The sequence below is a fragment of the Paenibacillus sp. B46(2026) genome (genome assembly GCF_056786355.1).
The window spans coordinates 522,012-547,178 of the sequence record NZ_CM165907.1; the positions used below are offsets into that span (position 1 = coordinate 522,012).

The window sequence follows — 25,167 nt, forward strand, 5'->3', positions numbered from 1 at the left end:
TTGTGAATAATACCTGGGCGTCCTGAACAATCGGGGGGCTCTTTTTGCATGCATTAGATAACGATCGTAATGGACATTTATGAAGAAAGTATAAACTCTGCGGAGAGTCAGCTTTTCTTCGCTACAATACAGTCATGGGAGGATGAAGCAGCGATGAGAGACAGCGAGAACATATTGCTGGTGGAGGATGATCCAGAGATTGCTCGCATTCTGAGAGATCATCTACGACGTGAGGGTTATGAGGTGACTTGGGCATCAAGCGGTTTGGAGAGCTGGGAAGACTTTAGGGGGGGGACCTATCAATTAGTCCTGTTAGATCTGATGCTGCCGGAGATGGATGGGTTCACGGTATGCAAAAATATCAGGCTAATCAGTGATGTTCCGCTGCTCATGATGAGTGCTCGAATCGAGGAAGAGAGCAAAGTCAGAGGGCTGGGTCTGGGAGCTGACGATTATATTACCAAACCCTTCAGTCTGACAGAACTTACAGCCCGCATTAAATCCCATCTGAACAGGTACCGGAGATATCAAGGTGTAGAGCCGGAATCGACAGATCAGCAGTATAACGATGGGTTATCGATCGATGATTTGAATCAGCGCGCACAGATACATGGAGAACATGTGGCACTAACCAACAAGGAATGGGCTTTGCTCCTACTGCTTGCCTCTCATCCGGGCCGGGTGTTTACCAAGGCGGAACTGTATGAACATGTCTGGAGTCAGCCAGAGGCGGGGAACTCTAGTACGGTCACAGTTCATGTGAAGAGCCTTCGGGCCAAGCTTGGTGACGAGCCCCATCATCCACGCTGGATTCAGACGGTGTGGGGCAGTGGCTACCGATTCGTGGGGGAGCCGGAAGAATGAAGCTGAAGTACTGGTTAATGCTTGCCTTTCTCATTGTAATGCTGCTGCCTGTCGTTGCAGGGTGGGCGCTGTACTCCCTGTATAACTATTACAATGATCAGCGTGCCGTAACGGAATATGTAGAGTTGTCCGGTCAAATGGCCCCTATTGAACTGGCTTTATCTGACCCGGGGCTGTACCGTCTGCAATCGCCTGATGCCTTCGCTGCACTCTCTGAATTGGAGGATGTTCGGGTGAACTTTGATCTGTATTTACCAACAGGGATTCGGGTGTATACATCTGGCGAGAACACATGGACTGCTGGAGCCTACACCGTTGGGGGCGCGGAGCTGTATCGTAATCTGTACAACTTACAGATTCGTCATCGCACATTTTCACTGAAAAAACCCGTATGGGAAAAGGGTGAGTTGGTTGGCATTTACGAGATTGTCATGCTGCGTGGAGATTGGCTGGAAGGCATATCCTTGCGGACAACCTGGGTCATTGGTCTGGCTGCTGCTTTCTTTATCCTGTTATACGGAACAGTGCTGTGGCTGCTATCCAGAAAGCTCTTTCGACCGATGAAATATCTATTAGAACGAATGGATGCTTTTGCACGGGGAGAGGCTGTTCCAGATGTGCTACCTGTTCGTCATGATGAAATGGGCACATTGCTCCAACAGTTTGATGCAATGCAGGAGAAAGTCAGAGAAACCCAGGCTGAAGTGCGAAGAGAACAAAAAGAGAAGGAACTTATGGTTGCCTCTTTGTCTCATGATCTGAAAACGCCGTTAATGTCCATTAGTGCTTATGCGGAAGCACTTAGTAGCAATCCGCATCTGGAACGCCGTGAAAGGCAGGAATATCAGGACGTGCTGTATGGGAATGTGAAGCGGATGAAACAGATGATTAGTGAACTTGAGATGTATACGGCGCTGGGTTCCACTGAATCGGAGATGGCCATGGTTGAGGTGGAAGGTGAGGAGTTTTTCGATATGCTGCTTGGGAGCTATGAGGGACTTGCCGAGCGTGGGCAGATTGACGTGAAGATGGATGTCCGCACAGATCAACTGTACCGAGTTCATCCCGAACAACTGATGCGCCTGACAGATAATCTGATAAATAACGCACTACGCCACACAAGGACGAACGGTGTAATGGGACTAGGGGTTATTGCTTCAGATGGGGAGCTCCCAGAATGGATTATTCCCTCGCTTGGAGATGAATTGGATAACTACAGGGCGGGGGCAACATTGATCATAGTACAAAATGAAGGTCCTGCTATTCCTGAAGAACAGCTCATTCGTATCTTCGAACCCTATGTTCAACACCAGAATCAGGAGGAGAAGACGTATGCAGGTGGTTCGGGATTGGGATTGAGTATAGCCAAACGGGTTGCAATAAAGCACGGGGGGGATATGCGCATGTGGTCATACGAAGGATATGGAACGCTGGCAGCATGCCGATTGCCTGAACATGGAGAATGTAAACGCAGAGAGGATGGGTAAGATGATGAAAAAAGGATGGATGATGCTGGGTACTGCTTTGCTTGCAGGCGCCCTGCTTGGAGGTTGCGCGGAGAAGGATATGCTGGCTATGTCAGGAGACGATATGATCGAGAAGGTTGTCTCAGCAGAAACAGAACCTGCCTCATATTATGCGGAAGGTGTGATGAAGATATGGGCGGACGACAAGCTGACTAACACGATGCAAATTAAGGAATGGGTAGATGGTGAAACCGGCCGAAAGCGCACGGAAACATCCGAGAATGGCAATGTCAGTTACGCAGTTAATAACGGAAAGGAGATCATCCTTTATGAAAAAGAAACAGGAGCAGCATATTCCATGGATGCATCATCCGTGTCACAACAGCCTAATCAAACCCAGAAGCAAATATTGGTTGATCAACTAGAGCGGTTACGTATTACGCATGATGTGAATATGATGGGACAGGAGAAACTTCATGGACAGGACGTCATTCATATTGAATTGACACCAAAAGAAGAAGGCGTATTCTCCATATCTTCAGAGTATTGGGTAGACCCCAAAACGTGGATGATTGTCAAAGTAAACAGCGCGTATGGGGATGGGAAATCAGAAATGGTCTATGATCCGATTCAGTATGACCCTGAATTCACAAAGGATACTTTCGTAATTGACATCCCTAAGGAGGTCGATGTGAAGGACTTGAACGATATGATGCAGAATTCCGAAGTGACCTTAGAGGAAGCGGAAAAAGCGTTGGAACAGCCGTTCCTACAGGACACGAGTGGAGAATTCGAACGATCACGGATCGAAATGTCTACATTGGGCGGTGAGCTGAGCAGAGATGAAGTAACCTTGTATTATGTACGTGACGACAAGGTAGAAGTCAGCCTGACGGTATTCAAGATGCCGGAAGAAAATGTGGACGATACACTAATGCCGGATGAAGCCAAGATTAAGGTTCGTAACACCGAGGGTTCATATATGAAGAGCATTCGGAACATATCATGGAGTGAAAATGGCTTGCGGTACTCCGTCATGGGTGAAAACGAAGGATGGACGAAAGAGAAGCTTCAAGCTTGGATAAATGAATTGAAGCTGCCTAATCATTCCTAATGAGTGATAAAGATGATAATTATACGTCACTTTTATTGACATATAATGTGTAGCATATTAATCTGTAAGTATATGTACCGAATATGATCATTTTAACAAAAGATACACGTTCGATGTGTGTTCGAACGAGGATATGACTATACAGCGGATGATAACGAGCGGGAGAGACCTGGTTAGCCGAGCAAAATGGCTAGTGTTCAGGCACCGAAGGAGCAAGCTGCTGCGCACCCGGCGTAGTGGTTAATCTCTCAGGTAAATGTACCATCGTTGGACGCAACTCTGGAGAGTGCGCGAATTGCGCCACCCAAGGGGTATATGATCAGTCAGCCCGGTGAGCTTGCCTGTAATCGCAGGCATTCACCTTGTCCTTGGACACTGCTGATCATGAAACTCTCAGGTATCGAGGACAGAGAGAGGGCTTGGGGCCTTCTTCTGTCCTTTTTTGGTGTCATCATTCAGTAAATAAGGAACAATCTGTATATGCTTCTGGATGGAAATGACGAATATAAATGGAGGGTTGCAGGTGCGGTTTAAAGATGTTTTTTCAATTATTGGTCCGTCCATGACGGGGCCTTCAAGTTCACATACAGCTGGAGCAGCAAGGTTAGGAAGAATTGCTCGACAGTGGCTGGGATGTACACCGGATCGGGCACGACTGACACTGTACGGTTCATTTGCAGATACGTATCAGGGGCACGGAACAGATCTGGCACTGATCGGTGGTCTGCTGGACTATGTCACAGACGATCCGCGTATTCCAGATGCAGAGCAATACGCAGAGGAAGCGGGCATGGAGGTTGAGTTTTATACAAGCGGCCTGCCTGCTCCTCATCCGAATACGGTCAAAATTGAATTGTGGCATGGAGATCGCGTATGCTCGCTGATCGGTGCTTCCATTGGCGGCGGCAGCGTATCAGTGCATGCGATGAATGATTTTCGTGTTCAGATCAGTGGAGAGTTTCCGACACTCGTTCTGCGACATGCGGACAAAGCGGGGGTGCTTGCGTCAGTGACATCCACGATCAGCTCATCCGGGGTTAACATCGGGTATATGCAGGTAGATCGGAAAGCCCGTGATGGAGAAGCGCTGACGGCAATGGAGATGGACGGCGTGCCTAATCCGGATATGTTGAAGCGTCTGCGTTCGCTCGACCATGTCCTGGACATTCGTGTCATTGATTTGAAGAGAGGAGTTGATTCGGATGCGGTTTAAACATTTGCATGAACTGAATACGATCTGTACAGCGGAATCCAAAACCATTGCTCAGCTAATGATTGAGGAGCAGGTCCAGGAGACCAATACGCCGGAAGTGGATGTTGTGCAGCAGATGTCGGACTATTATCAAGTGATGAAGGAAGCGGTACACAGGGGATTAACGGAAGATACCACATCACGCAGTGGGTTAACGGGTGGAGACGGCAAGAAAATGGCCGAGTACATTCGCAAGGGTGAGACTTGCTCTGGCGATGCTTCTGCACTTGCCATGGCGTATGCCCTGTGTGTATCTGAAGTGAATGCCTCCATGGGCCGGATCGTGGCAACACCAACAGCCGGTTCCTGCGGCATTATTCCTGGTGTGTTTATCAGTTCACAAGAGCGGTTTGGCTGGACGGACGAACACTTGGTGAACGGGTTGTTCTGTGCCGGGGCAATCGGTTATGTCATTGCCAACAATTCGTTTATCTCCGGTGCCGAAGGTGGCTGTCAGGCGGAAGTGGGTTCTGCGATTGGTATGGCTGCGGGTGCTATGGTTGAGCTGCGTGGAGGTACACCGGAGCAGGTCGTTCATGCCGTTGGCTTGGCGTTGAAAAATACACTGGGCCTTATCTGCGATCCAGTCGCAGGGCTCGTCGAAATTCCGTGCATCGTCCGTAATGGACTTGGTGCCGTAACAGCACTGGCTGCGGCCGATATGGCATTGGCCGGTGTGCGTAGTGCCATTCCGTCAGACGAAGTTATAGACGTCATGCTGGAAGTAGGCAGTGCAATGCCGAGTCGCCATCGGGAGACAGCCCAGGGCGGGTTGGCCCAGACGCCAACCGGACGCAAAATGATGCAGAAGCTGGCTAAACCGAAGGCAAAGCGTGCTGAGCCTGAGCCGGAATCGAACACAGCCGATTCTGACACAACTACAAGTGGGGCAGATAATGCTCAAGTGGACACGGACCCTCAGGTTTAAGCTGAACCGGGACCACCGAGATATAAATCAGTGACATTATTATGTATAACGGCGAATACAAAAACAAGCGTCCGCAAACCTGGATTCAGGTCATGCAGGACGCTTGTTTTGCGGTTGGGTATAGCCGAGATGTACTGCATAAACGGAATGACACATGTATGAGTATTAAGACGATCCCTGAGTCACAGCCGTACTCAGTACGGCATATCCATACGTAGGCAGCTCAATGGCGAGCACGCCATCTTCCTTGGCAGTACGATGGTTTCCGCCGAACAGCTCGGTCCACTCACCGTCACCTGCCTCCAGTTCGACAATGGCTGTCTCCTCTGAACGATTGAACAAGATGAGGATGCGTTCCTCATTGTCTTGCCGTTCGAATACCAGTTGCCCCCCATTGTGGCGAGCCTGCAGGAAACGAATGGTGCCTTCCGCACGGAGGGCGGGATGAGCATGACGCAGGGAGATCAGTTTCTGATAAAAGTCGAGCAGTTCCCGGTCCTGCTTTGCTTCATCCCACTCCATGCATTTCCGGCAGCCGGGATCATGCTCACCGTCCATTCCGATCTCGTCTCCGTAATAGATGCACGGAGCCCCCATATAACTGAATTGGAATAACGCAGCCAGCTTCATCTTGCGCTGATCGCCCTCACACAGGGTGAGTAGACGCGGGGTATCGTGGCTGTCCAGCAAGTTGAATGCTACTTCGCTGGCCTGAAGCGGATAGCGGGATAACTGTCGACCGATGGAGTTCGCAAACTGTTCGGCCTGCATGGTATTTTTCACAAAAAAGGCATTCACGGCATCGGTAAACGGATAGTTCATGGAAGCATCGAACTGATCTCCCTGCAGCCAGGCAGAGGACTCGTTCCATACTTCGCCCAGAATATAGGCATCCGGATTAGCGGCTTTGACTACACGGCGGAAATCACGCCAGAATGCATCATCCACTTCGTCCGCGACATCCAGTCTCCATCCGTCTGCACCCACTTCCTTGATCCAGTATTCGGCAACTTCCAGCAGATAGGCCTTAACCTCCGGATTCTCCGTATTGAGCTTCGGCATGTGCGCTTCGAATCCGAATGTCTCATAGGTAGGAATGCCATCCTTCACATCCAGCGGGAATTCGTGCACGTGGAACCAGTCCTTGTATTTGGATTGTTCCCCGTTCTTCTGTACATCCACAAACGGTGCAAACGTCTTCCCGGAATGGTTGAACACGGCATCCAGCAGAACGCGGATTCCGCGCGCATGGCACAGCTCGACCAGCCTTTTCACGGTATCTGCGTCACCAAAGTGCCGGTCTACATGCAGGTAGTCCTCGGTATCGTATTTGTGATTGGTGGTGGCTTCGAAGATGGGTGTGAAGTAGATTGCATTAATACCAAGCTGGCTGATGTAATCCAGATGGTCGATCACGCCCTGAAGGTCACCGCCGAAGAAATTGAATGGTGTCGGCTCGCCCCCCCACGGTTCCACCTTTTCCGGACTAATATCTGGGTTGCCGTTCGCGAATCGTTCAGGGAAAATCTGATAGAACACTGCATCCTTCACCCATGCAGGGGGTGTGAACACAGCTCCGGCGTGAATATAAGGGAACTGGAACATACGGCCCGGATCGTCCGGTTCTTCTTCCTGGAAGTCCGTCTCGGTCATCCAGATCTGTTCGTCTCCGTTTTTTAATAGAAAAGAGTACTTCAGTCGGTGGTAAGGAGGCTTCACTTCACCTTCGTAATAATCGAACATGGAGTCTGTCGTAAACTTGGTTAAGGGAACCAGCGCTTTGGTTGCATCCCAAGCATATTTGTCCCCGGTCAAGGCATGTACCTCGGTCAGATCGTCCTTTTTGGCACGCAGGCGTAGACGGATCGTATCCCGGTCGTAGGCATAGGCCCAGTTCCGTTTCGGTTGATGATAGATGGCTTCCAGCAGCATAATGAAATTCCTCCCGTCAGGTGTAGAACTAATATGTACTTGGTAGACTTGATTAATATGACATTCCCCACGTTAATGGATAAGCTATAATTAGCATGTGTGGTAACGTAAAGGCTTCAACATTGTTTCAACAAGACATGAATTCATTTGTTATAGGCAGCTTTTATCATTATTATGCTCAGATATATCATTAACCCAATGGGGACAGAAAGGAAACGAATATTCGGATGAAAACTAAACTGTTATATATTGAAGACGATACGGAAATTGCGACATGGGTCAGAGCCGATCTGGAGGAGCGCGGTTATGAGGTGGTATGGCTCGGCAGTGGTGAAGGTGCAGCGGAGGCTGCTGTCGGTTGTTCACTCATTATTCTGGATGTTATGCTGCCCGGGCTGGATGGATTTACGGTGGGTCAGCGACTGAAAAAAGAACATCCCGCCGTGCCCATTGTCATGCTCTCGGCCAGAACATCCATTGACGACAAGTTGCACGGTCTTGATTTTGCCGATGACTATGTGACCAAACCATTTCACCCCGATGAACTGGCTGCCCGAATCGAGGTCCAGCTGCGTAAGGCAGGAACTGCGGTCTCATCGGATACAGCCCTGAAGCTGGATCATCTCTCCATTTATGAGAAGGACAACCGGATCGTCAATGAGGAGACGGGGGATGAGATTATTTTATCGGGAAAACAGTTCCACATCTTCGCCTACCTGCTACGACATATGGGCATGATTCGAACGAAAGAGCAGATCTATGAGGCCGTCTGGAACGAGCCCTATCTGGATGGGGACAAGACCTTGATGGTACATATTCGGCATCTGCGCGAAAAGCTGGAGCTTGATCCGGCCAATCCGGTAGTTATTCAAACGGTCCGCGGTGTGGGATATCGTGTGAAGAAGCCATGATCAGGCCGTTCAGAGAACGAAAGATCATGAAGGCAGAACGAAGCATGGATGGGAAGCAATCCGGGCGGCGCAAACTTCGCTTTGGGCGGTCCTTGATGTCCAGATACATCATCCTGATCTTGGCGGCAGTATTATTTGTGCCCGTTGTGCTTCCGATCATATCCATTATATATGTTGTGGTGGTAAATAACACGAATACGAATCAAGCTGCACCTTACGGTGACGTTACCCGAATCAGTAACCTATGGTCGCGTGAAGCAGAGAACTTGGATGGTGTTTCGGATGAGGAGATTAAGGCCCGGTTGGAGCAGTTACATGGCATGTATCCCAAATCTTCCATGTATCGTGTGAATGCGAGTGGTGAGACCCTCTTTATTCTTGGTGGTGAAGATGTAACGCTGCTGGAATCCACGTCGCCGGATGGCATGACAGACACGACATTGAGATGGTCACTGGATTCCGGGCAAACGGCAGAGACCCGAATTCCAGCCTTATGGAATGTGAACAATACGGTGCAATTCATGAAAGAAGCTTCCTTTCGCGATCCGCTGACCGTAGTTGCATATATCGGCGGGAATGAACAGGACAAAGGGCAGGGCTTCATGATCATTGAAGTGCCGCGTTCACTTCTGCAAATGACACAGAGTAACTGGCCGCTGGAACTCTTGTATCTCGGCATTGTCATGACTATCATCTTCATGATCTTCATCATGATGTCGATTCTCTTCTTCGCACGTATTCGCAAAAGGCTTATTCGATTGCAGACGGCGATGATGACTCCGGGTAAGGAAGGCATTCCGCTTCCAGTTGATATTCGTCGGTCAGATGAGATCGGTCAGTTGGAGGAATCCTTCAATCAGATGGTGCATCAACTGTCCGACAGCCGCGAGCGTGAACGCGAGGAAGAACAATTACGCAAACGTCTCATTGCAGGGCTCTCCCACGATCTGCGTACCCCGCTAACGGTGATTCGTGGACATATGCATGCTTTGCATAAAGAAGCGCTCAGCGAGCAAGGTGACCGTTCATTACATCGCATGGAAGTGAAGATGGAGGATCTCGGCGGCCTCATTGACAACATGTTATCCTACAATTTGCTCACGAGTGGGAAATATACACTGAAGCTGGAAGAGAAAGATATACTGCGGATCGTCAGGGAAACGGCGGCGGCCTGGTACCCGGTCTGGGAGAAAGAGCAATTCGAAATTGATATTGACCTTCCGGAGAAACCATTGATATGGCATATGGATGAGCAGGGAATGCGCCGTATTCTCGATAATTTGTTCCAAAACGTGATCCGTCATGCCGCCAGCGGGAAGTATATTGGCATATCAACACAGGAGATTCAGGGCGAGACCGCTATTGTTATTCAAGATCGTGGTCCGGGAATGCAACAGGATTCCGACACAAAAGGCACAGGTCTGGGCCTATCCATTGTAGACCTGTTGATTCGTGAGATGGGACTGCGCAAGCGGGAAGAGAGTTCTGATGCGGGTGTCTGGACATATATCTACAGTGGTAAGGGAAACAGGGAAACAACCAACCGCTGAAATAGCTTTTTTAAACTAAACTTAAACTGGAGACTACCTTGGCTTTAACCTTGGAGGGTTACGATAGTTCCGAGGTGATCATACAATGAGTGATAATATTATTCAAACGGCGAATTTATGGAAAACATACCGGGACCGTGCAGCGGTCCGTGAACTTGATCTGCATATTAAAAAGGGAGATATCTACGGCTTCCTCGGTCCCAATGGTGCCGGCAAAACAACAACGATTCGCATGCTTCTCGGCTTGATTAAACCAACCAAAGGCGTGATCCGTGTCTTTGACAAGGATATCCGCAAGGATCGCATGGATATTTTGCGCCGTGTGGGTTCCTTGGTCGAATACCCGTCCTATTACGGACATCTGAACGCGGTAGAGAATCTGGAAACCTTACGTCGCATCATCAATGTACCAAAATCGAGAATTGCTGAAGTGCTGTCCATTGTAGATCTGACCAAGGATGCCAAACGTTCGGTGAAGGGGTATTCCCTTGGGATGAAGCAACGTTTGGGTATTGCCAGCGCTTTGCTGGGTGAACCGGAGCTGCTGATCCTGGACGAACCAACGAATGGGCTTGATCCTGCCGGCATTCAGGAGATTCGTGAGTTGATCAAACGCATGCCTCTGGAGCACGGGATTACCGTACTGGTTTCCAGTCACTTGCTAAGCGAGGTGGAGCAGATGGCCAGCCGTGTCGGCATTATCCGTGATGGAAAAATGGTGCTTCAGGATACCATTGCGAGTCTGCATAGTCAGACGGGTAGCTCTATCCGATTAACGGTTTCCGAGCCGGAAGAGGCTATGAAGCTGGCGAGAGAACAGGGGCAATTCGGTCAGCAACAGGGTTCTGCGTTAACATTCCCTTATATGGATAACCCTTCGGTTGCACTGCTTGTGCGCCGATTGATTGAGCAGGATCATGATGTGTATCGTGTAGAGGAACAGCGTCAGTCGCTGGAGGATCTGTTCATGCGGGTCATTGGCGAGGGGGCAACCATATGACCGGACGTGCGTTATCGTCGGACTGGCTCAAGATTCGGGGGAAAGGAATCTGGTTTCTCGTCTTTTTGGCCCCTCTTGGACTTACAGCAATGCAGGCGCTTAATTTCGGATTACGGTTGGACTATCTGAAAGAGCAGTATGCAGATAACCTGTGGGGCGGATTGCTGGGCAATGTGGTTATCTTTGTGCCCTTGTCCCTGATGCTGGGGGCAACCATTCTCAGCTCCATGATCGCAAATGTCGAGCATGAACAGGGATCGTGGAAACAGCTGCTCGCGATGCCGATTCCCAGACCGGCCGTGTATCTGGCCAAGTTCCTGCTTGCCTGCCTGCTGCTGGTGATCTCCTGCTTGCTGCTAACCGCAGGAATTGTGGGTCTGGGTCTGGTCCTCGGATTCCATGCCAGTGAGATCCCTTGGATGCATGCAATCAAGCTGGGGCTGCTGCCTTTAGCTGGTGCTCTTCCCGTGTTGTCGTTGGAGTTATGGCTCACGATGGTAAACAAGAATCAGGCGCTTCCTGTCACCCTGGGCATCGTTCTCGCGATAACGGGCATGTTCGCACTCAGTATCTCACCGAACTTTCCGCTCGCATGGGCGCAGATGGCCTGGAATGGACCCCATCCATATCTGTATGCAGGCATGGGTGCAGGTCTGGGGCTCTTGATCCTGTTGCTCGGTATGGTGCACTTTAGCCGGAAGGATGTGGCCTGATATGAGCTTTGCGACAACGTATTTCCGAATTCTGTCCGCTGAACGGTTGAAAATGGGCAAGTCCCCCATATGGCTCCTGATTCTGCTGAGTCCACTCATTGCGCTGCTCATCGGACTCTTGTCCACTCCATCGGGGAATTGGCAGGTATTGATGGGCACCATGGTCTTCCTGCACGGATTACTCCTGTTGCCGATGCTGACCGGTGTGTTTACGTCCTTTGTCTGCCGTTTCGAACATGCAGGAGGAGGGTGGAAGCAGATGCTGGTTTTGCCGCTCACACGTTCAGGTGTATATGCAGGCAAACTGACGATTGTACTCATGCTTCTGGCGGGTACACAAGTATTGTTGCTGATGTCCATTCTGCTGGCAGGCATGGTTCATGACATTGCGATGCCAGTACCTTGGGGATTCTTGGCGAGCAAACTGCTGCTTGGGTTGCTGGCCTGTGTCCCACTGGCTGCCTTGCAGATGTTCGTTTCCCTGGTGTGGAGCAGCTTTGCCGCACCGCTCGCGCTGAATTTTGCACTGACTGTACCGAATATTCTCATCGTGAACTCAGCTACATTTGGGCCGTATTATCCATGGGCACAACCGATGATTCTGATGACACCCGTGGACGGCGGAGGTTTCGGAGCCTACAATGTACCACTGATGACGATGCTAACGGTCGTCGGAGGCAGTGCTGTTATTTTCATTGGAATCGGCATGATGTATTTTGCGAAAAAAGAAATCTGAATAATCCGTTACACACTTGGTTATCGTAGATCAAAATCCTCTTAAGCAAAACATGCAAAGCTCTATTGTATGTACGCTTCAGGAGGATTTTTTCTAATGTCTGACCCACCCATCATGAATGGTCAACTCCCGAATGATCTTGGCTGGTGCGCCGGCTACAAGTGTATTTTCGGGTACATCTTTGGTTACCGTGCTTCCTGCTGCCACAACTGCATTTCTGCCAATGGTCACTCCGGGCAAAATAAGCGCGCCTGTACCAATCCAGGCATTATCCTGAATCACAATCCGCTTGGCAGTCTGGCTCCCATCATCCAGCGAGTCAATTCGGTGGTAGGCACTGTCGAATATGCTTGTTCTAGGACCAATCATGACATTATTGCCGATGGTCACTTCAACGTTTGCGGCAATCCCCACTCCTGCATTAATCATGACGTCATCGCCAATTGTTAACCGCGCGCCCTTGACCACCGTTAACTGGGTTCCCCAAGGTTTGCCTATGATGTTAAGCCGCTTTCCCACCTGCAAGTCACCCAATCTATTCAGATAAACCTTACCCCGAATTCGTGGCAGCAGGCCCATAGAGGGCTGAATTTTACCAAAGATGGCCAAGCCTCTTAGTTTGCCGTAAGCAATTTTAAATCTGTTGGGCAGCATGATTCATCCGTCCTCTCCGTAGTCAAAAAACGTTTTTTTAACGATTATAGCCTTTTTGATACAAAATGTATCGTTAATTTTACATCGAGGCGTCATAAGAGCGGATTATCTCTCTTTCTTTGAGAAGCTTTGCCTCAGGCGGGGGGCGGGTTCATCCTCTCAACTCCCTAACGAATCCGAGGAGTCTTATTCAAGGATTTGAAGTGATCTCAGAAATCTAAGGAACCTGAGACATGTTATATCCAATGAAACAACCGTTTGCAGCGTTTATGACAGGAGATTATGGGGATTAACGTGTCTGATGTTCTTTAAAATTTAAAAAGGGGACCTGGACACCAAATAAGATGTCCTGAGTTCTTAAGAAAATCGTTTACCCATTCGCCAGAATCAGCTGGCTTCAACTTCAAGCTTGTTAGAGGCTTACATCGATTCTTGTATAACTTGCCTGCGTTTGAAGACACCTCCTAAGTAATATCAAAATTCCAAGTATTACATCACACATCATGTGAATTGGATCATAGATTGTAAGCAAAATGAGACGAGAATCTGATAAAATAAAAAAAAGCTGTTTCTAGGCAGGCTTACATGGTTATTCGAGGGTAGGCCCATTTCTGTAAGGGATAATTAATTCCTTCTGTTAGATGAAGAAAGTGGCTGAGAAAAGAGGGGTAAGCCTTGGATATTAATAAAACGGAAACCCTGAAGCGCATTATTTCTGAGGGAAGTTCTTACCAATCACTGTTTTTTAATCATCCGGATGCCATTTATGTGATGGACATTCATGGAAACTATATTGATGCTAATCCCTCGGTAGAGCGGATATCGGGGTATACACTGGATGACTTGATTCGTATGAATCAGAGTGAGATCTGTCCTCCGGACAGTGAAAATTCACGCAAACAATACATTAAAGAGGTACTGGCTGGACGTTCAGTCAGTAATTCCATTACTTTTTATCATAAAGATGGTTCCCTGAAACAGGCAGAGATCACGTATGTGCCTATAACGGAGGGAAAAGAAGTCGTAGGAATCTATGGCATTGCCAAAGATGTTACCGCTATCCTGGAAGTGCAACGTGAGCTTAAGGAGGCACAGGAGAAATATCAGGTGCTGGCTGACCATGCACAAGATCTGATTACGACTTGTGCTACGGATGGTGAGTTGTTATACGTTTCCCCTTCCGTGTACACCTTACTAGGTTATAAGCCGGAGGAAGTCATAGGAAAGTCCTTCAAGGATTATTGTTATCCGGGAGATTATCCGGACCCTATGGATCTTTCCAAGATCGGCAATGGCTGCAAGATGCGTGTGTTGCACAAGAAGGGACATTATATCTGGATGGAGACATTGGCGAAACCTGTGGCTGGAGAGCGTGGCAAGAGTGTCCAGATTGTAAGCATCAGCAGGGATATTACCCAGCATAAGGATGCGGAAAGACGTCTTCGGGAAAGCCGTCAGCGATACAGATCGCTATTTGAACATAACCCGGCAGCTGTGTATTCATTGAATCTGGAAGGTAAATACAGCGCAGTGAACAGCAAACTGGTGCAAATGTTGGATATTCCGCGAAATAAGCTTATTGGCCAATCTTTTTTATCCAATCTGGATAAATGCGAAGTGCAATACGGCAAACATTATTTTGAAATGGTGAAGCAAGGCGAACCGCAATATTATGAGACCCGAATCGTCAATTCAAGTGGTCGAAAGATCGAAGTATCGGTTACGAATGTGCCCATTATTGTGGATAAGGAAATGGTAGGTGTCTATGGGATCGTGTCCGATATTACCGAGCGCAAGGAATATACGGAACGGATTCAGGAGCTAAGCAAGCAACATGAGCTGATTCTCAACACGGTTACGGAAGGAATATATGGTTTGGATGCGGATGGAATCACCATGTTTATGAATCCAGCAGCAGCTTCGATGTTCGGTTATGAGGCGAAAGAATTCATTGGCAAAAACTCACATTCCATCATCCATCACACCCGTGCAGACGGAAGTCATTTGCCACAAGAAGAGTGCCCGATCCACATGACCGTGTTGGATGGACAGAGACGTTCAATTAAGGAAGATGTGTTCTGGCGTAAAGATGGCAGCAGCTTTCTGGTGCAGTATCAGGTGACGCCGATTATTGAACAGGGACAGATTCAGGGCGCGGTGGTTGTGTTTAATGATGTGACTGGCGAACGTGAAATTGTACGTGCCAAAGAAACAGCTGAGCTGGCAGCTCAGGCCAAGTCAGAATTTCTGTCGATGGTCAGCCATGAGATCCGGACACCGATGAACGGGATCGTGGGGATGACAGAATTGTTGATCGGTACCGATTTATCGGAAGAACAGCGTGAATATGCCGAGATTATTCAAGACAGCGGCGATGCTCTGCTGAACATTCTGAATGATATTTTGGACTTCAGTAAGCTGGAATCCGGGAAAATGGCGCTGGCTTATGAACCATTTGAATTACGCAAGATGCTGGAACAGGTTGCCGAACTGTTTAAACCCCGTGCAGATGAGAAACATCTGGAGATCAGATATCGTCTCAATCCAAGTATTCCTGAGTTCATGGTAGGTGACTCGATGCGTATTCGGCAGATTCTGGTGAATCTGGTTGGCAATGCGCTCAAGTTCACAGACCGGGGAAGTATTGATGTTACCGTGGACATCATTAAAGGCAAGAAGCCTGAAGATAGCGTTCTTGATTTTGCTGTGCAAGATACGGGGATCGGCATCCCGGCTGACAAGCTAGATCAGTTGTTCCAGTCCTTTTCTCAGCTGCATCCGGTGATTAACCGCAAATATGGTGGTACAGGATTGGGACTGGTCATCTCCAAGCGACTCGTGGAGATCATGGGAGGAAGTATCAGCGTCGAGAGCATAGAAGGGGAAGGTTCAACCTTCCGATTTGCTGTTCCTGCGACGAGTGTAGATGCTTCAGCAGAACAGACAGCGAGTCAATTCCATCATGATCGTACACGCCAAAGTGACAAGGTAGCCATGCGGATTCTCGTGGCTGAGGATCATCCGGTGAACCGAAAGATTTTGCGAGAATATCTGGAGAAGCTCGGATACGAGGCAGATGTGTGTACCAATGGCGTGGAGGCGATTGATGCCATCTCTCAGAATGCTTATGATATTGTCCTGATGGATATTCATATGCCTGTGATGGATGGACTCAAGGCGACAGACCTGTTACACCGCCTAATTCCACAGGATCGTATACCTCCAATTATTGCAGTTACAGGCAAGGCCAAACGTGAAGATAAGGAAGCTTGTCTGGAGATGGGTATGCGTGACTTTATTAGCAAACCGGTTATGCTGAGTGAGTTGAAGCGGGTGTTACAGCAATGGGGGCCAAGGGACGAACCTCAACTTGCACCGAATTGAACAACTACTCGGCTGTGAACCATAATAAACGCAAACACGCCAATAATCCTCCTCAGATGGAGTGTTATTGGCGTGTTTGCGTGGACAGGCTCTTGAACTTGAGCTGAAGCATATGAAGTTGAGCTGTATACAAATGGGTTATGCCAGTGTCAGACGATTGATGTTATCTGATAGGATTTCACAGGAATTGTTGAATTTCTCACGTTCCGTTGCATCCAGATTCAATTCGATAATCTCTTGAATGCCATTTCCACCGATGATTGCGGGAACACCGACGCAGACGTTGTGTTGCTCGTACTCTCCATCCAGAATAGCCGATACGGCGATGATTTTGTGTTCGTCATTGAGGATGGAACGGGTGATGTGTGCGAGGGCATTGCCGATCCCGAATTGAGTAGAGCCTTTACGGGTAAAGATCTCCCAACCGGCATCCTTCGTTTTACGTGCGATATCATCCAGATCCAGATGTTTGAAACGCTCCTTGTGCTGATCCATGATGTGCATAATCGGTTTACCACCGATGGTCACATGCGACCAAGCCACGAACTGGGATTCTCCGTGCTCCCCGAGAGCATAACCATGCACACTGCGTGGATCGATGGAGAAGACTTCAGACAGCAGTGTTTTGAGCCGCGAAGAGTCAATGGACGTCCCTGTACCGATGACATGCTCACGCGGTAGGCCTGATAATTTCCATACTATATAAGTTACTATGTCAACCGGATTGGCAGCGACGACAAAAATCCCGTTAAATCCACTGTTCATGATCGGAACCACGATGTCTTTGGTAATCGACTCCGCTTCCTCCAGAATATCCAGCCTTGTCTGTCCTGGCTTGGGATTCGCCCCGGCGGTTAGGATAATTACATCCATATTGCCACAATCCGCGTACGTCCCTGCATATACTTTGGTGCGATTATGTGTGAAGTCCATACAATGGGAAAAATCCAGCGCCTGTGCTACAGCACGTTCATACGTCCGGTCCACCATCATAATTTCCCTGCATATGGATTGATTAATCATGGAATACGCGCAACTCGAACCGACCAGACCCGCCCCGATCACCGCTACTTTACCTGATTTGCCTAACACTGCCGTTCAGCCCCCATTTACATTGATTTATCCAACACTTACGTGTCCTATGTTAAGTATAGTCCTTTATTTTATGCTGAAATGTAATTCTACGTTACATAAGATAACACACGGAAAAGCTGTACAGCAATGATATCCACTATCGCGGGAGCGTATTGGAGCAATGGAGTTAACAAAATTGACATGAATAATTCATAATCATATGATTTGACGGCGTTTGCACCTGTGTCATTCAACATGACAGCATTCATACTCGTTGTCGGATTGGGGGGGATTTGTGCGGAACATATACCTGACAAAAGTTCTTAGGAATCCGCAGAAACAGAACAAAACCGTCAAAGGGATCTACCGAGAAGCTGACGAATACATACGGACAAGCAAAAGATAACACACACTTGATCCCTGAGACAGGTTGCCCCGATCCGATGACGGTTCCAAAAAGGAACGCTGAAGCCATAATGTGTTTATCCAAGAATCAATTTCATAACTCACTAAAGGTATTATGAAATTGATTCCCAAAAGACTTCATTCCGGGAGGGAATTAATGATGATTGAAGAAGCAGGAGCAACGACGGAAACGGCCAAGAGCCTGGGCATAGGTGCCAGTACTCTTCGTAAATATGCGGCGGCATTGGAAGAGCAGGGGTACCGGTTCGAACGTTCCGCCAACAAATCCAGACTATTCAAGTCCGACGACATCGAGTGCATTGAACGCCTGATGACTGAACTCAGGGAGCATAATCTGCCCCTGGCTGATGCTGTGGTGACTGTGTTGGCTCCAGAAGTACCTGTCGTAGAAGTAAATGTAGATGTACCTGCAGTGAGAATCGAAGGTCTGGCAGAGCCGGAATGTGCGGCAACATCGATGTCATCTGTATTCCCTGAAGAACCTGAAGCAACGGGTAATCTGAGATCTTATGAGGGTCTGGGACAACTGGTAAGTGAGGTGACTTATGGTGCTGTAGAACAACAACGGGACGATCGGGTACAACTGCTGCAACAGCGGGTCGATGAACTGGAGTTGACCCTTCAGCATCTGGCAGAGACACATATGGTTCTTCAGGAACAGATGGAGAAACAGCGTCTATGGATGAACGAGAAGCTGGAAGAGGAGCGGGATCGCGAACTCGTGACTAATCTGCGAAGCTTCCAGGGAAGAAAACGCAAACCGAAAGGATTATCGCTGCGCATGTTGTTTGGACTACTGCCCAAGAAGCATAAGGAAGCTTGAGAGACAGGCTCTTGCCCATCGTGATTTTGCAGTAGCGGCCTGATATAATAAGCTCCATACAACATGAAGACTGGCAATGGATCGCTCGGTATAGAACAAGACCGGGATGATCGGGAAGCTGGCGTGGGAGGATCTGTGGAGCTGCGACGAAGTTTTCAAAGATTGCTCGGGCTATGGACGGACCGTCCCAGGCGGGAAGGGACGACCATTGCTGAGCGTTATACAATACAGGAATTGCTGGGTATGGGGAGTTATGGGCTAACATACCTGTGTACAGATGAGCAGAACGGCAAGGAAGTGGCGTTGAAGGAGTCCAAGTCCAGCAAGGGAAGACTCTCTGCGAAGCTGTTGGAGCGGGAGGCGGACGTGATGAAACGTCTGCATCATCCGGCGATCCCTGATCTATTGGATGTGTTCACATCCGGGAGACGACGTTATATCGTTACCGAGTATATTCGTGGACAGACGCTGGAAGAATGCATATTTGAGCAAGGTCTTCGTTATACGGAGCGCGAATGTCTGGAACTGGCAGGTCAACTGCTGGCTCCGGTGGCTCATGTGCATGAGCAAGGATATATTCATGGAGATGTGCGGATTCCCAATGTTATTTTACGTGAAGGGACGGTGCATCTGATTGACTTTGGCCTGGCGAGACGCTTGGGGGAGCCGTTGTTGCCGGAGCTAAAGCGACGTATGCGTGAAGTCCCTGAGCCTGAAGATGAACCGGCTACACCGGATCATGATTTGCAGGACATCGGCCACTTTCTGCTCTTTATGCTGTATTCGGCTTATGAGCCAGAGAAGGGCCGAGAACCAGCCAGCTGGCAGGAGGAACTTAAGCTTACGCCGGAATTGCACCAGATGCTGGAGCGACTCCTTGGACTTCGTCCGGGTTATGAAGGCGGGGCGATGGAGTTACTGGCAGAGATGGACCATGTGTTGCAGAAAGTAAGATGAAATAAGTTCTACAGGTGAACCCATATTTATTATCAGGGACCTCTTCGTGTTATATCTGTAGGGGTCTTTTCCTTTTTCATGATAAAGAAACAATCAAAAGGGGTGTTCTCCAGCCGTACTTATGGCCAACAGAACACCCCTTTGTTACATTTTTATTTATGGTAGCTTCCACTGAGCTGGAACGATCATTAGTTATTTAAAACAGTCGTGAGAGCAGCTTAGCTGGAGCTGTATTTTCTGCTTTTGTAATACCCGGAGCCACTGCGGCTGTCCCGGTATTTCACATCCGAAGAAGAATAGCGCTTGTAGGAACGCTTGCCTGAGGAACTGCTGTGACGTTTATATGAGCGCCTGTCCGAGGAGCTGTAACGTTTGCGGTGAGATGAAGATTTGGAATCGATAAGTTTGCCGATAATCTTTTTGAACATGAGCTTTCACCCTTTCGACTTCAACTGTTTTAACCATATACGTGGCCAGATCAGAAGGGGTTTCGAGTTTTTCATGGATAATTGTATTCACTGGACAGGAGCTTGGCGTATAATAGGATGTTGCTGATTGCACGGAATTTTTTATTTTGAGCGTTTAGCGTTACAATAGAGGACAGGATAAGATTTTAACGGACAGGAGTAGTTATTATGATTACATTGAAGACCAAAGAACAGATTGAATATATGAAAAAAGCCGGAGAAATTCTCGCCGCGTGCCATAGAGAAATTGCAAAGATGATTCGTCCGGGCATTACGACACAGGAGATCGACCAGTTTGCAGAGGCTTTTATGAAGAAAAATGGCGCTACGCCGGAACAAAAGGGATACAACGGATACCAATATGCGACATGTGCGTCGGTTAATGATGTGATCTGTCATGGGTTTCCGGGAAAATATGCACTGAAAGACGGCGATATCGTTACAATCGACATGGTGGTTAATCTGAATGGCTGGCTGGCGGATTCGGCTTGGTCTTATGCTGTAGGTGAAGTGACTCCGGAAGCACAACATCTGCTGGATGTAACCAAAAACTCTCTGTACAAAGGCATTGAACTTGCCGTGGTTGGCAACCGGATCGGCGATATCTCCCATGCCATTCAAGTGTATGCAGAAGGTGAAGGTCTGTCGGTTGTACGTGAGTTTATTGGACACGGCATTGGTGAGAAGATGCATGAGGAACCACAAGTCCCTCACTATGGTCCACCACATCGGGGTCCACGTCTCAAGGAAGGCATGGTTATTACGATCGAACCGATGCTGAATATTGGTACGTACCGCAGCAAGCTGGATTCAGATGGATGGACTGCGCGTACTATGGATGGAAGTCTGTCTGCCCAGTATGAACATACGATTGCGATTACGGCGGATGGTCCAGTGATTTTGACAGCACAATAATAGCCAAAAGCAGCTACAATGTGACGATATTTGCATATTTCAAGGCGGCCCACGTTTGTGATCCGCCTGTTTCGGTTTAAACTAGGATGTGTCTGAAAACTCCGAAGGAAGCAGATTTTAACGAATTTTCGTTCCAAGCCAGGAAGTTTTCCGCAGGCGTGCCGGGGCACGTCAAGGGAAAGTGACGCAGCAGGGGGCGAAAAGGCGGTAAAAGATGCACTTCAGCGAGTTTTGAGACACGTCCTAATAAGAAGTGATAACACAGAGCCAGTGGTGAGTGATTTCAGCTGACAAGGGTTAACCTTGCGTCCACTTGGCAACAAGGAGGTAATTTTGGTGTCTGTAAATAAACAGATCGTACTTGCGTCTCGTCCCGAAGGTGCCCCAACCAGAGAGAATTTCAACTTCATTGAAGCACCTCTTCCTGAACCGGAAGCTGGGCAAGTCCTGGTACGTACATTATATTTGTCGGTTGACCCTTACATGCGGGGCCGCATGAAAGATACGAAATCATATGCTGCACCGTACGCGTTGAATGAAGTAATTAAGGGTGGAACCATTGGACAGGTTGTGGAATCTTCGGAACCCAATCTGCGCAAAGGAGATCTCGTATCCGGCATGTGGGGCTGGCAGCAATATGCTGCAGTGAATACGACTGATCTTTCGCTGATTGATACCGAAGAAGCACCAATCACGGCTTACCTGGGTGCGCTGGGCCTGACGGGTCTGACGGCTTATTTTGGTATGGAAGACATCGGCAAACCCAAGGACGGCGAAACGGTAGTTGTATCGGGAGCAGCCGGAGCGGTAGGCATGATTGCAGGTCAGATTGGTAAAATTGTAGGAGCACGCGTGGTTGGTATTGCAGGCTCTGACGAGAAGTGTGCGTATCTGAAAGAAAAGCTGGGCTTCGACGTGGTCTTGAACTACAAGAAGGAGCAGGATATGTCAGCAGCCATTGAACGGGCTTGCCCGGATGGCGTGGACGTCTACTTCGACAACGTGGGCGGTGACATCTCAGATGCAGTGTTGCGCCACATTAATCGGAATGCACGTATTCCGTTATGCGGTCAAATCTCGTCTTATAATCTGGAGAAACCGGATATCGGGATGCGTCCACAGACGTTGCTGTTAACGAACACAGCATTAATGAAAGGCTTCCTGCTGGGTGACTACACCAAATCCTTCAAGGAAGGCCGCGCCAAGTTGGCGAAATGGATCAAGGAAGGTCATATCCAGTATGAAGAAAACATTGTGGACGGTTTCGAACAGACACCGGAAGCATTCATGGGTCTCTTCTCAGGAGATAATCTGGGCAAGCAGCTGGTGAAGGTTGCAGATCCTGAATAGATATCGAATGGTTTACATCTCCAATCTCCAACTAGGTTGAAAACAAAAAGACACGTTCTGCACACCGATAGTGCAGCAGAACGTGTCTTTTTATCTGTAAATCTGTGCGTGGTCTGCGTAGGGTAACTAGTGTTCAGCAACAAGCACTTCTTTGTAGTGTTTGTACATATATACACGCCAGCGTACAATCATGCCAAAAGCCAGCAGGAAGAATAATCCACCTGTTTGCGGAATGCTTACATATCGCTGAATGACTTCATGCAGGATCAGACGTACGGCCAGCAATCCAAGCAAGATAAAAGCAAAGCTGCGAGAACGTGTGGCAAAAATTTCTTCACCTACTCGTTCAAACCGTGTACTGCGAATGAGGGGATAGGAGAAGAGGAACCAGCCCACCAGAAACGCAATGAATGCCCAGAGTAGAGGAACATGTGTCTCCGGTACAACAAACATGAGAAATCCTGTGCTCATGCCGAGCGGAGGAATAAGGATTTTGCGAATGGTCACCGGTCTGTGACTGGCTTTCATGCGGATGAAGATGGCAAGCAGGGCCATGACGAGCATACCCACGGTTGCCCCAATTTGCAGGTAGTACGGACTGATTTGAGCCACGTAGAACTCCCTCTTTCTGGAATAATATGTTATCCGGAGATCCGGAAACCAGTACGAGTTGCCGGAATTTTCAGTTCCTATTATATCACAAACGCAGAAAGCCGATAGAAAGCTTAGTGTATCATAAGCCCGATATGTATTCACAGGGTGTATTTGAAAATTTTGTATTATTGTGCCCGTTGTAAGGCCGTTTATTCGATTAAGGGGAAATCAGGAATGAATTAGGATAGTATGCCGATCATAGCTATACCTTGGAACAGAGCAAGGAGGAAGGTGCTTCATGAACAAAATTCACAGGCCAGTCACGATGTGGACGATGGCTTGTTTTACGGTGGTATCGGTGGTGCTGGTTGTCCCCTGGATTATGTGGCAATCCCAGGCCCCGGTTCCGCTTAATATCATGATTATTGACAAGAGCAGACCGGACTTGTCCTATCAAGGACACAAGGGGTTGGTGTGGCTTCTGAATCAACAGAAGATCGTACAACATACAGGGGAACATTACTCGTATGAAGAGGATTATTACGGCTATGACATTCAGGATGGACTTCTTCAGATGAAGCGATTGTTGCCTGATGAGGTGACGGACACGGATCTGATCTATCTGACGGCGAATCGGAGTAGTCTGTCTACATCCAAGAATGAACGGAAACAAGATGGAATCTATGAAGGATTAACGATATATGATGTGCAAAAAATTCGCGAGGCTGCTTATAAAGGTGTAACGATTGTCGCCGAATACAGCGCATTAGCGAATACAGCTTCCAAGATGACAAGGGAGCAGTTGTATGCCATCTTGGGAGTGGACAGCAGTGGATGGCAAGGAAAGTCGGTATCTAATCTGAAAAGTAAGGAAGAAGTACCCCGGTGGGTTCGGACGAACTATGAGCAGCGAGAGAAGAAAATATGGCCTTACCACGGCGCTGGCATTCTGCTGGCGCATGTGGATGGACGGGTCATGGTGCTGGAGAAAGGTCCAGATGTGAAGACAGGCAATATACAGGTTGCATTTACACCGGAAGGCAGAGATTGGAGCGGCATAACGCAGGATATTCATTACACTGGCTGGTTCGATATCATTGTGCCGCAAGAGAAAAACTCCATACTGGCCTGGTATAAGAATGAACTGACGGAGGCAGGCGAGCGGAAGCTGGGGGATGCAGGGATACCCACGGCATTCGCTGCACTTGTCCGCTATGACGACTATAATCGATCGTATTACATGGCAGGGTCATTCGGAGAGATGAAGCATTATTCCTTCTGGCGCCGAATCCGAGGCTGGGATGTCATCTGGGCCAAGCTTACGCCAGATCAGAAAGAGATTCCTGACATGTTCTACTGGAAGGTGTACGTGCCAGTGATGAAGCATATTTTGCAGGAGGTAGAGGAAGGTCGGCAGCAATGGCCGTAGATTGGCTGTAGATGAACCGTTCCGATGGAGAGGAACGGGAGATGTACATATTAGAGAAGCGCGTAGTTGTGAGTGGCAGGCTGCAGACACAAGACGAATAACAGATAATAGATATCACATATCGATTTGAATGTGAGGAAGATACAACATCTGGGATGGCAATGTAAAAAGGACTGCAGAGGATCTACAGTCCTTTTTCGTGATGCAATGTGGCTTACTAGTCCTGGTGAAGATGCCGGAGTCCATGCAGGAATGCGGATACGGTCAGACGCAGACTTTCGTCTGGATCAAAGTTCATGCGGAAGCCACCTTGTGCCTCAATGGAGGCAAACCCATGGCAGAGACTGCGCAAACCACGAACGGCATGCAATGCTTCCGCTTCGGTTAGCGGGTAAGGCTGCAAGCTGTGCAGCAGCAACTCCAGCGTGGCTGTGCTGGCCGCGGCGAGCTGTGGCTCCTCGCGGTCCGGGGCATGAAATGAGGCTTCGTACAGTCCAGGGTGCTCGCGGACGAAGCCAATGTATGCTGCGGCGATGGCCTGGATGGCATCGTCGCCTGTACGGTCAGCCTTAGCCGCCGTTAGTGCAAGGCTAAGCTGTTGTACGGACATCAGCGCCATTTCCTGGCG

The 25,167-nt window shown here is 48.7% G+C and carries 22 protein-coding genes and 2 riboswitches; of the genes, 16 read left to right on the forward strand and 6 right to left on the reverse strand.

Translation table 11 applies throughout. From position 1 onward, the window contains the following. Nucleotides 1-153 precede the first annotated feature (153 nt). The 5 genes from AC1S8V_RS02510 (at nt 154) to sdaAA (ending at nt 5,624) form a co-directional block, all read left to right on the forward strand. Complete coding sequence (locus tag AC1S8V_RS02510; protein WP_482072296.1) at nt 154-864, forward strand: response regulator transcription factor; 711 nt, start codon at nt 154-156, stop codon at nt 862-864. After that, nucleotides 861-2,351, forward strand: a complete 1,491-nt coding sequence (locus AC1S8V_RS02515; protein ID WP_482072297.1) for a sensor histidine kinase — start codon at nt 861-863, stop codon at nt 2,349-2,351. The genes AC1S8V_RS02510 and AC1S8V_RS02515 overlap by 4 nt, the downstream gene beginning before the upstream one ends. A 1-nt stretch (nt 2,352) precedes the next feature. Then, entirely contained in the window at nt 2,353-3,444 is a 1,092-nt protein-coding gene (locus AC1S8V_RS02520) for a LolA family protein (protein WP_482072298.1), read from the forward strand. Between the two features lie 149 nt (nt 3,445-3,593). Then, a riboswitch (glycine riboswitch) is annotated at nt 3,594-3,717 on the forward strand. 4 nt (nt 3,718-3,721) lie between these two features. Next, nucleotides 3,722-3,856, forward strand: a riboswitch (glycine riboswitch). A gap of 111 nt (nt 3,857-3,967) precedes the next feature. Beyond that, nucleotides 3,968-4,657: an L-serine ammonia-lyase, iron-sulfur-dependent subunit beta gene (sdaAB, locus tag AC1S8V_RS02525; RefSeq protein WP_482074369.1), complete on the forward strand. Its 690-nt coding sequence runs from the start codon at nt 3,968-3,970 to the stop codon at nt 4,655-4,657. Next, nucleotides 4,647-5,624: an L-serine ammonia-lyase, iron-sulfur-dependent, subunit alpha gene (gene sdaAA, locus AC1S8V_RS02530; RefSeq protein ID WP_482072299.1), complete on the forward strand. Its 978-nt coding sequence runs from the start codon at nt 4,647-4,649 to the stop codon at nt 5,622-5,624. Before sdaAB ends, sdaAA begins: the two co-directional genes overlap by 11 nt. 165 nt (nt 5,625-5,789) lie before the next feature. On the opposite strand, the gene AC1S8V_RS02535 is transcribed toward sdaAA, so the two are convergent. Further along, nucleotides 5,790-7,556: an alpha-glycosidase gene (locus AC1S8V_RS02535; RefSeq protein WP_482072300.1), complete on the reverse strand. Its 1,767-nt coding sequence runs from the start codon at nt 7,554-7,556 to the stop codon at nt 5,790-5,792. 227 nt (nt 7,557-7,783) lie between these two features. Between AC1S8V_RS02535 and AC1S8V_RS02540 the strand changes: the two genes are divergently transcribed. The 5 genes from AC1S8V_RS02540 (at nt 7,784) to AC1S8V_RS02560 (ending at nt 12,466) form a co-directional block, all read left to right on the forward strand. After that, the gene (locus AC1S8V_RS02540) at nt 7,784-8,467 is read left to right on the forward strand and encodes a response regulator transcription factor (protein ID WP_017690959.1); all 684 of its coding nucleotides are present in this window, start codon (nt 7,784-7,786) and stop codon (nt 8,465-8,467) included. 26 nt (nt 8,468-8,493) lie between these two features. Then, nucleotides 8,494-10,017 carry a HAMP domain-containing sensor histidine kinase gene (locus AC1S8V_RS02545; protein ID WP_482072301.1) on the forward strand — a complete coding sequence of 508 codons (1,524 nt, stop codon included), beginning with the start codon at nt 8,494-8,496 and terminating at the stop codon, nt 10,015-10,017. An 85-nt stretch (nt 10,018-10,102) separates the two neighbouring features. Next, on the forward strand, nt 10,103-11,017 hold the full coding sequence (locus tag AC1S8V_RS02550) for an ABC transporter ATP-binding protein (RefSeq protein WP_482072302.1): 915 nt from the start codon (nt 10,103-10,105) through the stop codon (nt 11,015-11,017). Then, nucleotides 11,014-11,730, forward strand: a complete 717-nt coding sequence (locus tag AC1S8V_RS02555; protein WP_482072303.1) for an ABC transporter permease — start codon at nt 11,014-11,016, stop codon at nt 11,728-11,730. Before AC1S8V_RS02550 ends, AC1S8V_RS02555 begins: the two co-directional genes overlap by 4 nt. Nucleotide 11,731: 1 nt before the next feature. Beyond that, complete coding sequence (locus tag AC1S8V_RS02560; protein ID WP_482072304.1) at nt 11,732-12,466, forward strand: ABC transporter permease; 735 nt, start codon at nt 11,732-11,734, stop codon at nt 12,464-12,466. Between the two features lie 93 nt (nt 12,467-12,559). Here the strand turns inward: AC1S8V_RS02560 and AC1S8V_RS02565 are convergent, their stop codons facing one another. Further along, nucleotides 12,560-13,120 carry an acyltransferase gene (locus tag AC1S8V_RS02565; RefSeq protein WP_076215950.1) on the reverse strand — a complete coding sequence of 187 codons (561 nt, stop codon included), beginning with the start codon at nt 13,118-13,120 and terminating at the stop codon, nt 12,560-12,562. A gap of 675 nt (nt 13,121-13,795) precedes the next feature. Here AC1S8V_RS02565 and AC1S8V_RS02570 point away from each other — a divergent pair. Continuing rightward, nucleotides 13,796-16,504 (forward strand): PAS domain S-box protein, encoded by a 2,709-nt coding sequence (locus AC1S8V_RS02570; RefSeq protein WP_482072305.1) that lies wholly within the window; start codon nt 13,796-13,798, stop codon nt 16,502-16,504. Between the two features lie 138 nt (nt 16,505-16,642). On the opposite strand, the gene AC1S8V_RS02575 is transcribed toward AC1S8V_RS02570, so the two are convergent. Continuing rightward, entirely contained in the window at nt 16,643-17,596 is a 954-nt protein-coding gene (locus AC1S8V_RS02575; RefSeq protein ID WP_482072306.1) for an L-lactate dehydrogenase, read from the reverse strand. Between the two features lie 544 nt (nt 17,597-18,140). Here AC1S8V_RS02575 and AC1S8V_RS02580 point away from each other — a divergent pair. Further along, nucleotides 18,141-18,827: a hypothetical protein gene (locus AC1S8V_RS02580; RefSeq protein ID WP_482072307.1), complete on the forward strand. Its 687-nt coding sequence runs from the start codon at nt 18,141-18,143 to the stop codon at nt 18,825-18,827. Between the two features lie 63 nt (nt 18,828-18,890). Next, a complete protein-coding gene (locus tag AC1S8V_RS02585) occupies nt 18,891-19,784 on the forward strand; it encodes a serine/threonine protein kinase (protein ID WP_482072308.1) in 894 nt (297 codons plus the stop codon). Between the two features lie 218 nt (nt 19,785-20,002). Here the strand turns inward: AC1S8V_RS02585 and AC1S8V_RS02590 are convergent, their stop codons facing one another. Next, a complete protein-coding gene (locus tag AC1S8V_RS02590) occupies nt 20,003-20,212 on the reverse strand; it encodes a hypothetical protein (RefSeq protein ID WP_017690946.1) in 210 nt (69 codons plus the stop codon). Nucleotides 20,213-20,419: 207 nt separating this feature from the next. Here AC1S8V_RS02590 and map point away from each other — a divergent pair, with 207 nt between their 5' ends. Then, the gene (gene map / locus AC1S8V_RS02595; RefSeq protein ID WP_339304469.1) at nt 20,420-21,166 is read left to right on the forward strand and encodes a type I methionyl aminopeptidase; all 747 of its coding nucleotides are present in this window, start codon (nt 20,420-20,422) and stop codon (nt 21,164-21,166) included. A gap of 336 nt (nt 21,167-21,502) precedes the next feature. Beyond that, nucleotides 21,503-22,516, forward strand: coding sequence for an NADP-dependent oxidoreductase (locus tag AC1S8V_RS02600; protein WP_482072309.1), 1,014 nt, complete (start codon nt 21,503-21,505; stop codon nt 22,514-22,516). A gap of 126 nt (nt 22,517-22,642) precedes the next feature. On the opposite strand, the gene AC1S8V_RS02605 is transcribed toward AC1S8V_RS02600, so the two are convergent. After that, nucleotides 22,643-23,128 (reverse strand): CcdC family protein, encoded by a 486-nt coding sequence (locus AC1S8V_RS02605; protein WP_176873064.1) that lies wholly within the window; start codon nt 23,126-23,128, stop codon nt 22,643-22,645. A gap of 280 nt (nt 23,129-23,408) precedes the next feature. Here AC1S8V_RS02605 and AC1S8V_RS02610 point away from each other — a divergent pair, with 280 nt between their 5' ends. Then, a complete protein-coding gene (locus tag AC1S8V_RS02610; protein ID WP_482072310.1) occupies nt 23,409-24,539 on the forward strand; it encodes a hypothetical protein in 1,131 nt (376 codons plus the stop codon). Nucleotides 24,540-24,756: 217 nt separating this feature from the next. On the opposite strand, the gene AC1S8V_RS02615 is transcribed toward AC1S8V_RS02610, so the two are convergent. Next, nucleotides 24,757-25,149, reverse strand: a complete 393-nt coding sequence (locus AC1S8V_RS02615; protein ID WP_482074370.1) for a TetR-like C-terminal domain-containing protein — start codon at nt 25,147-25,149, stop codon at nt 24,757-24,759. Nucleotides 25,150-25,167 lie beyond the last annotated feature (18 nt).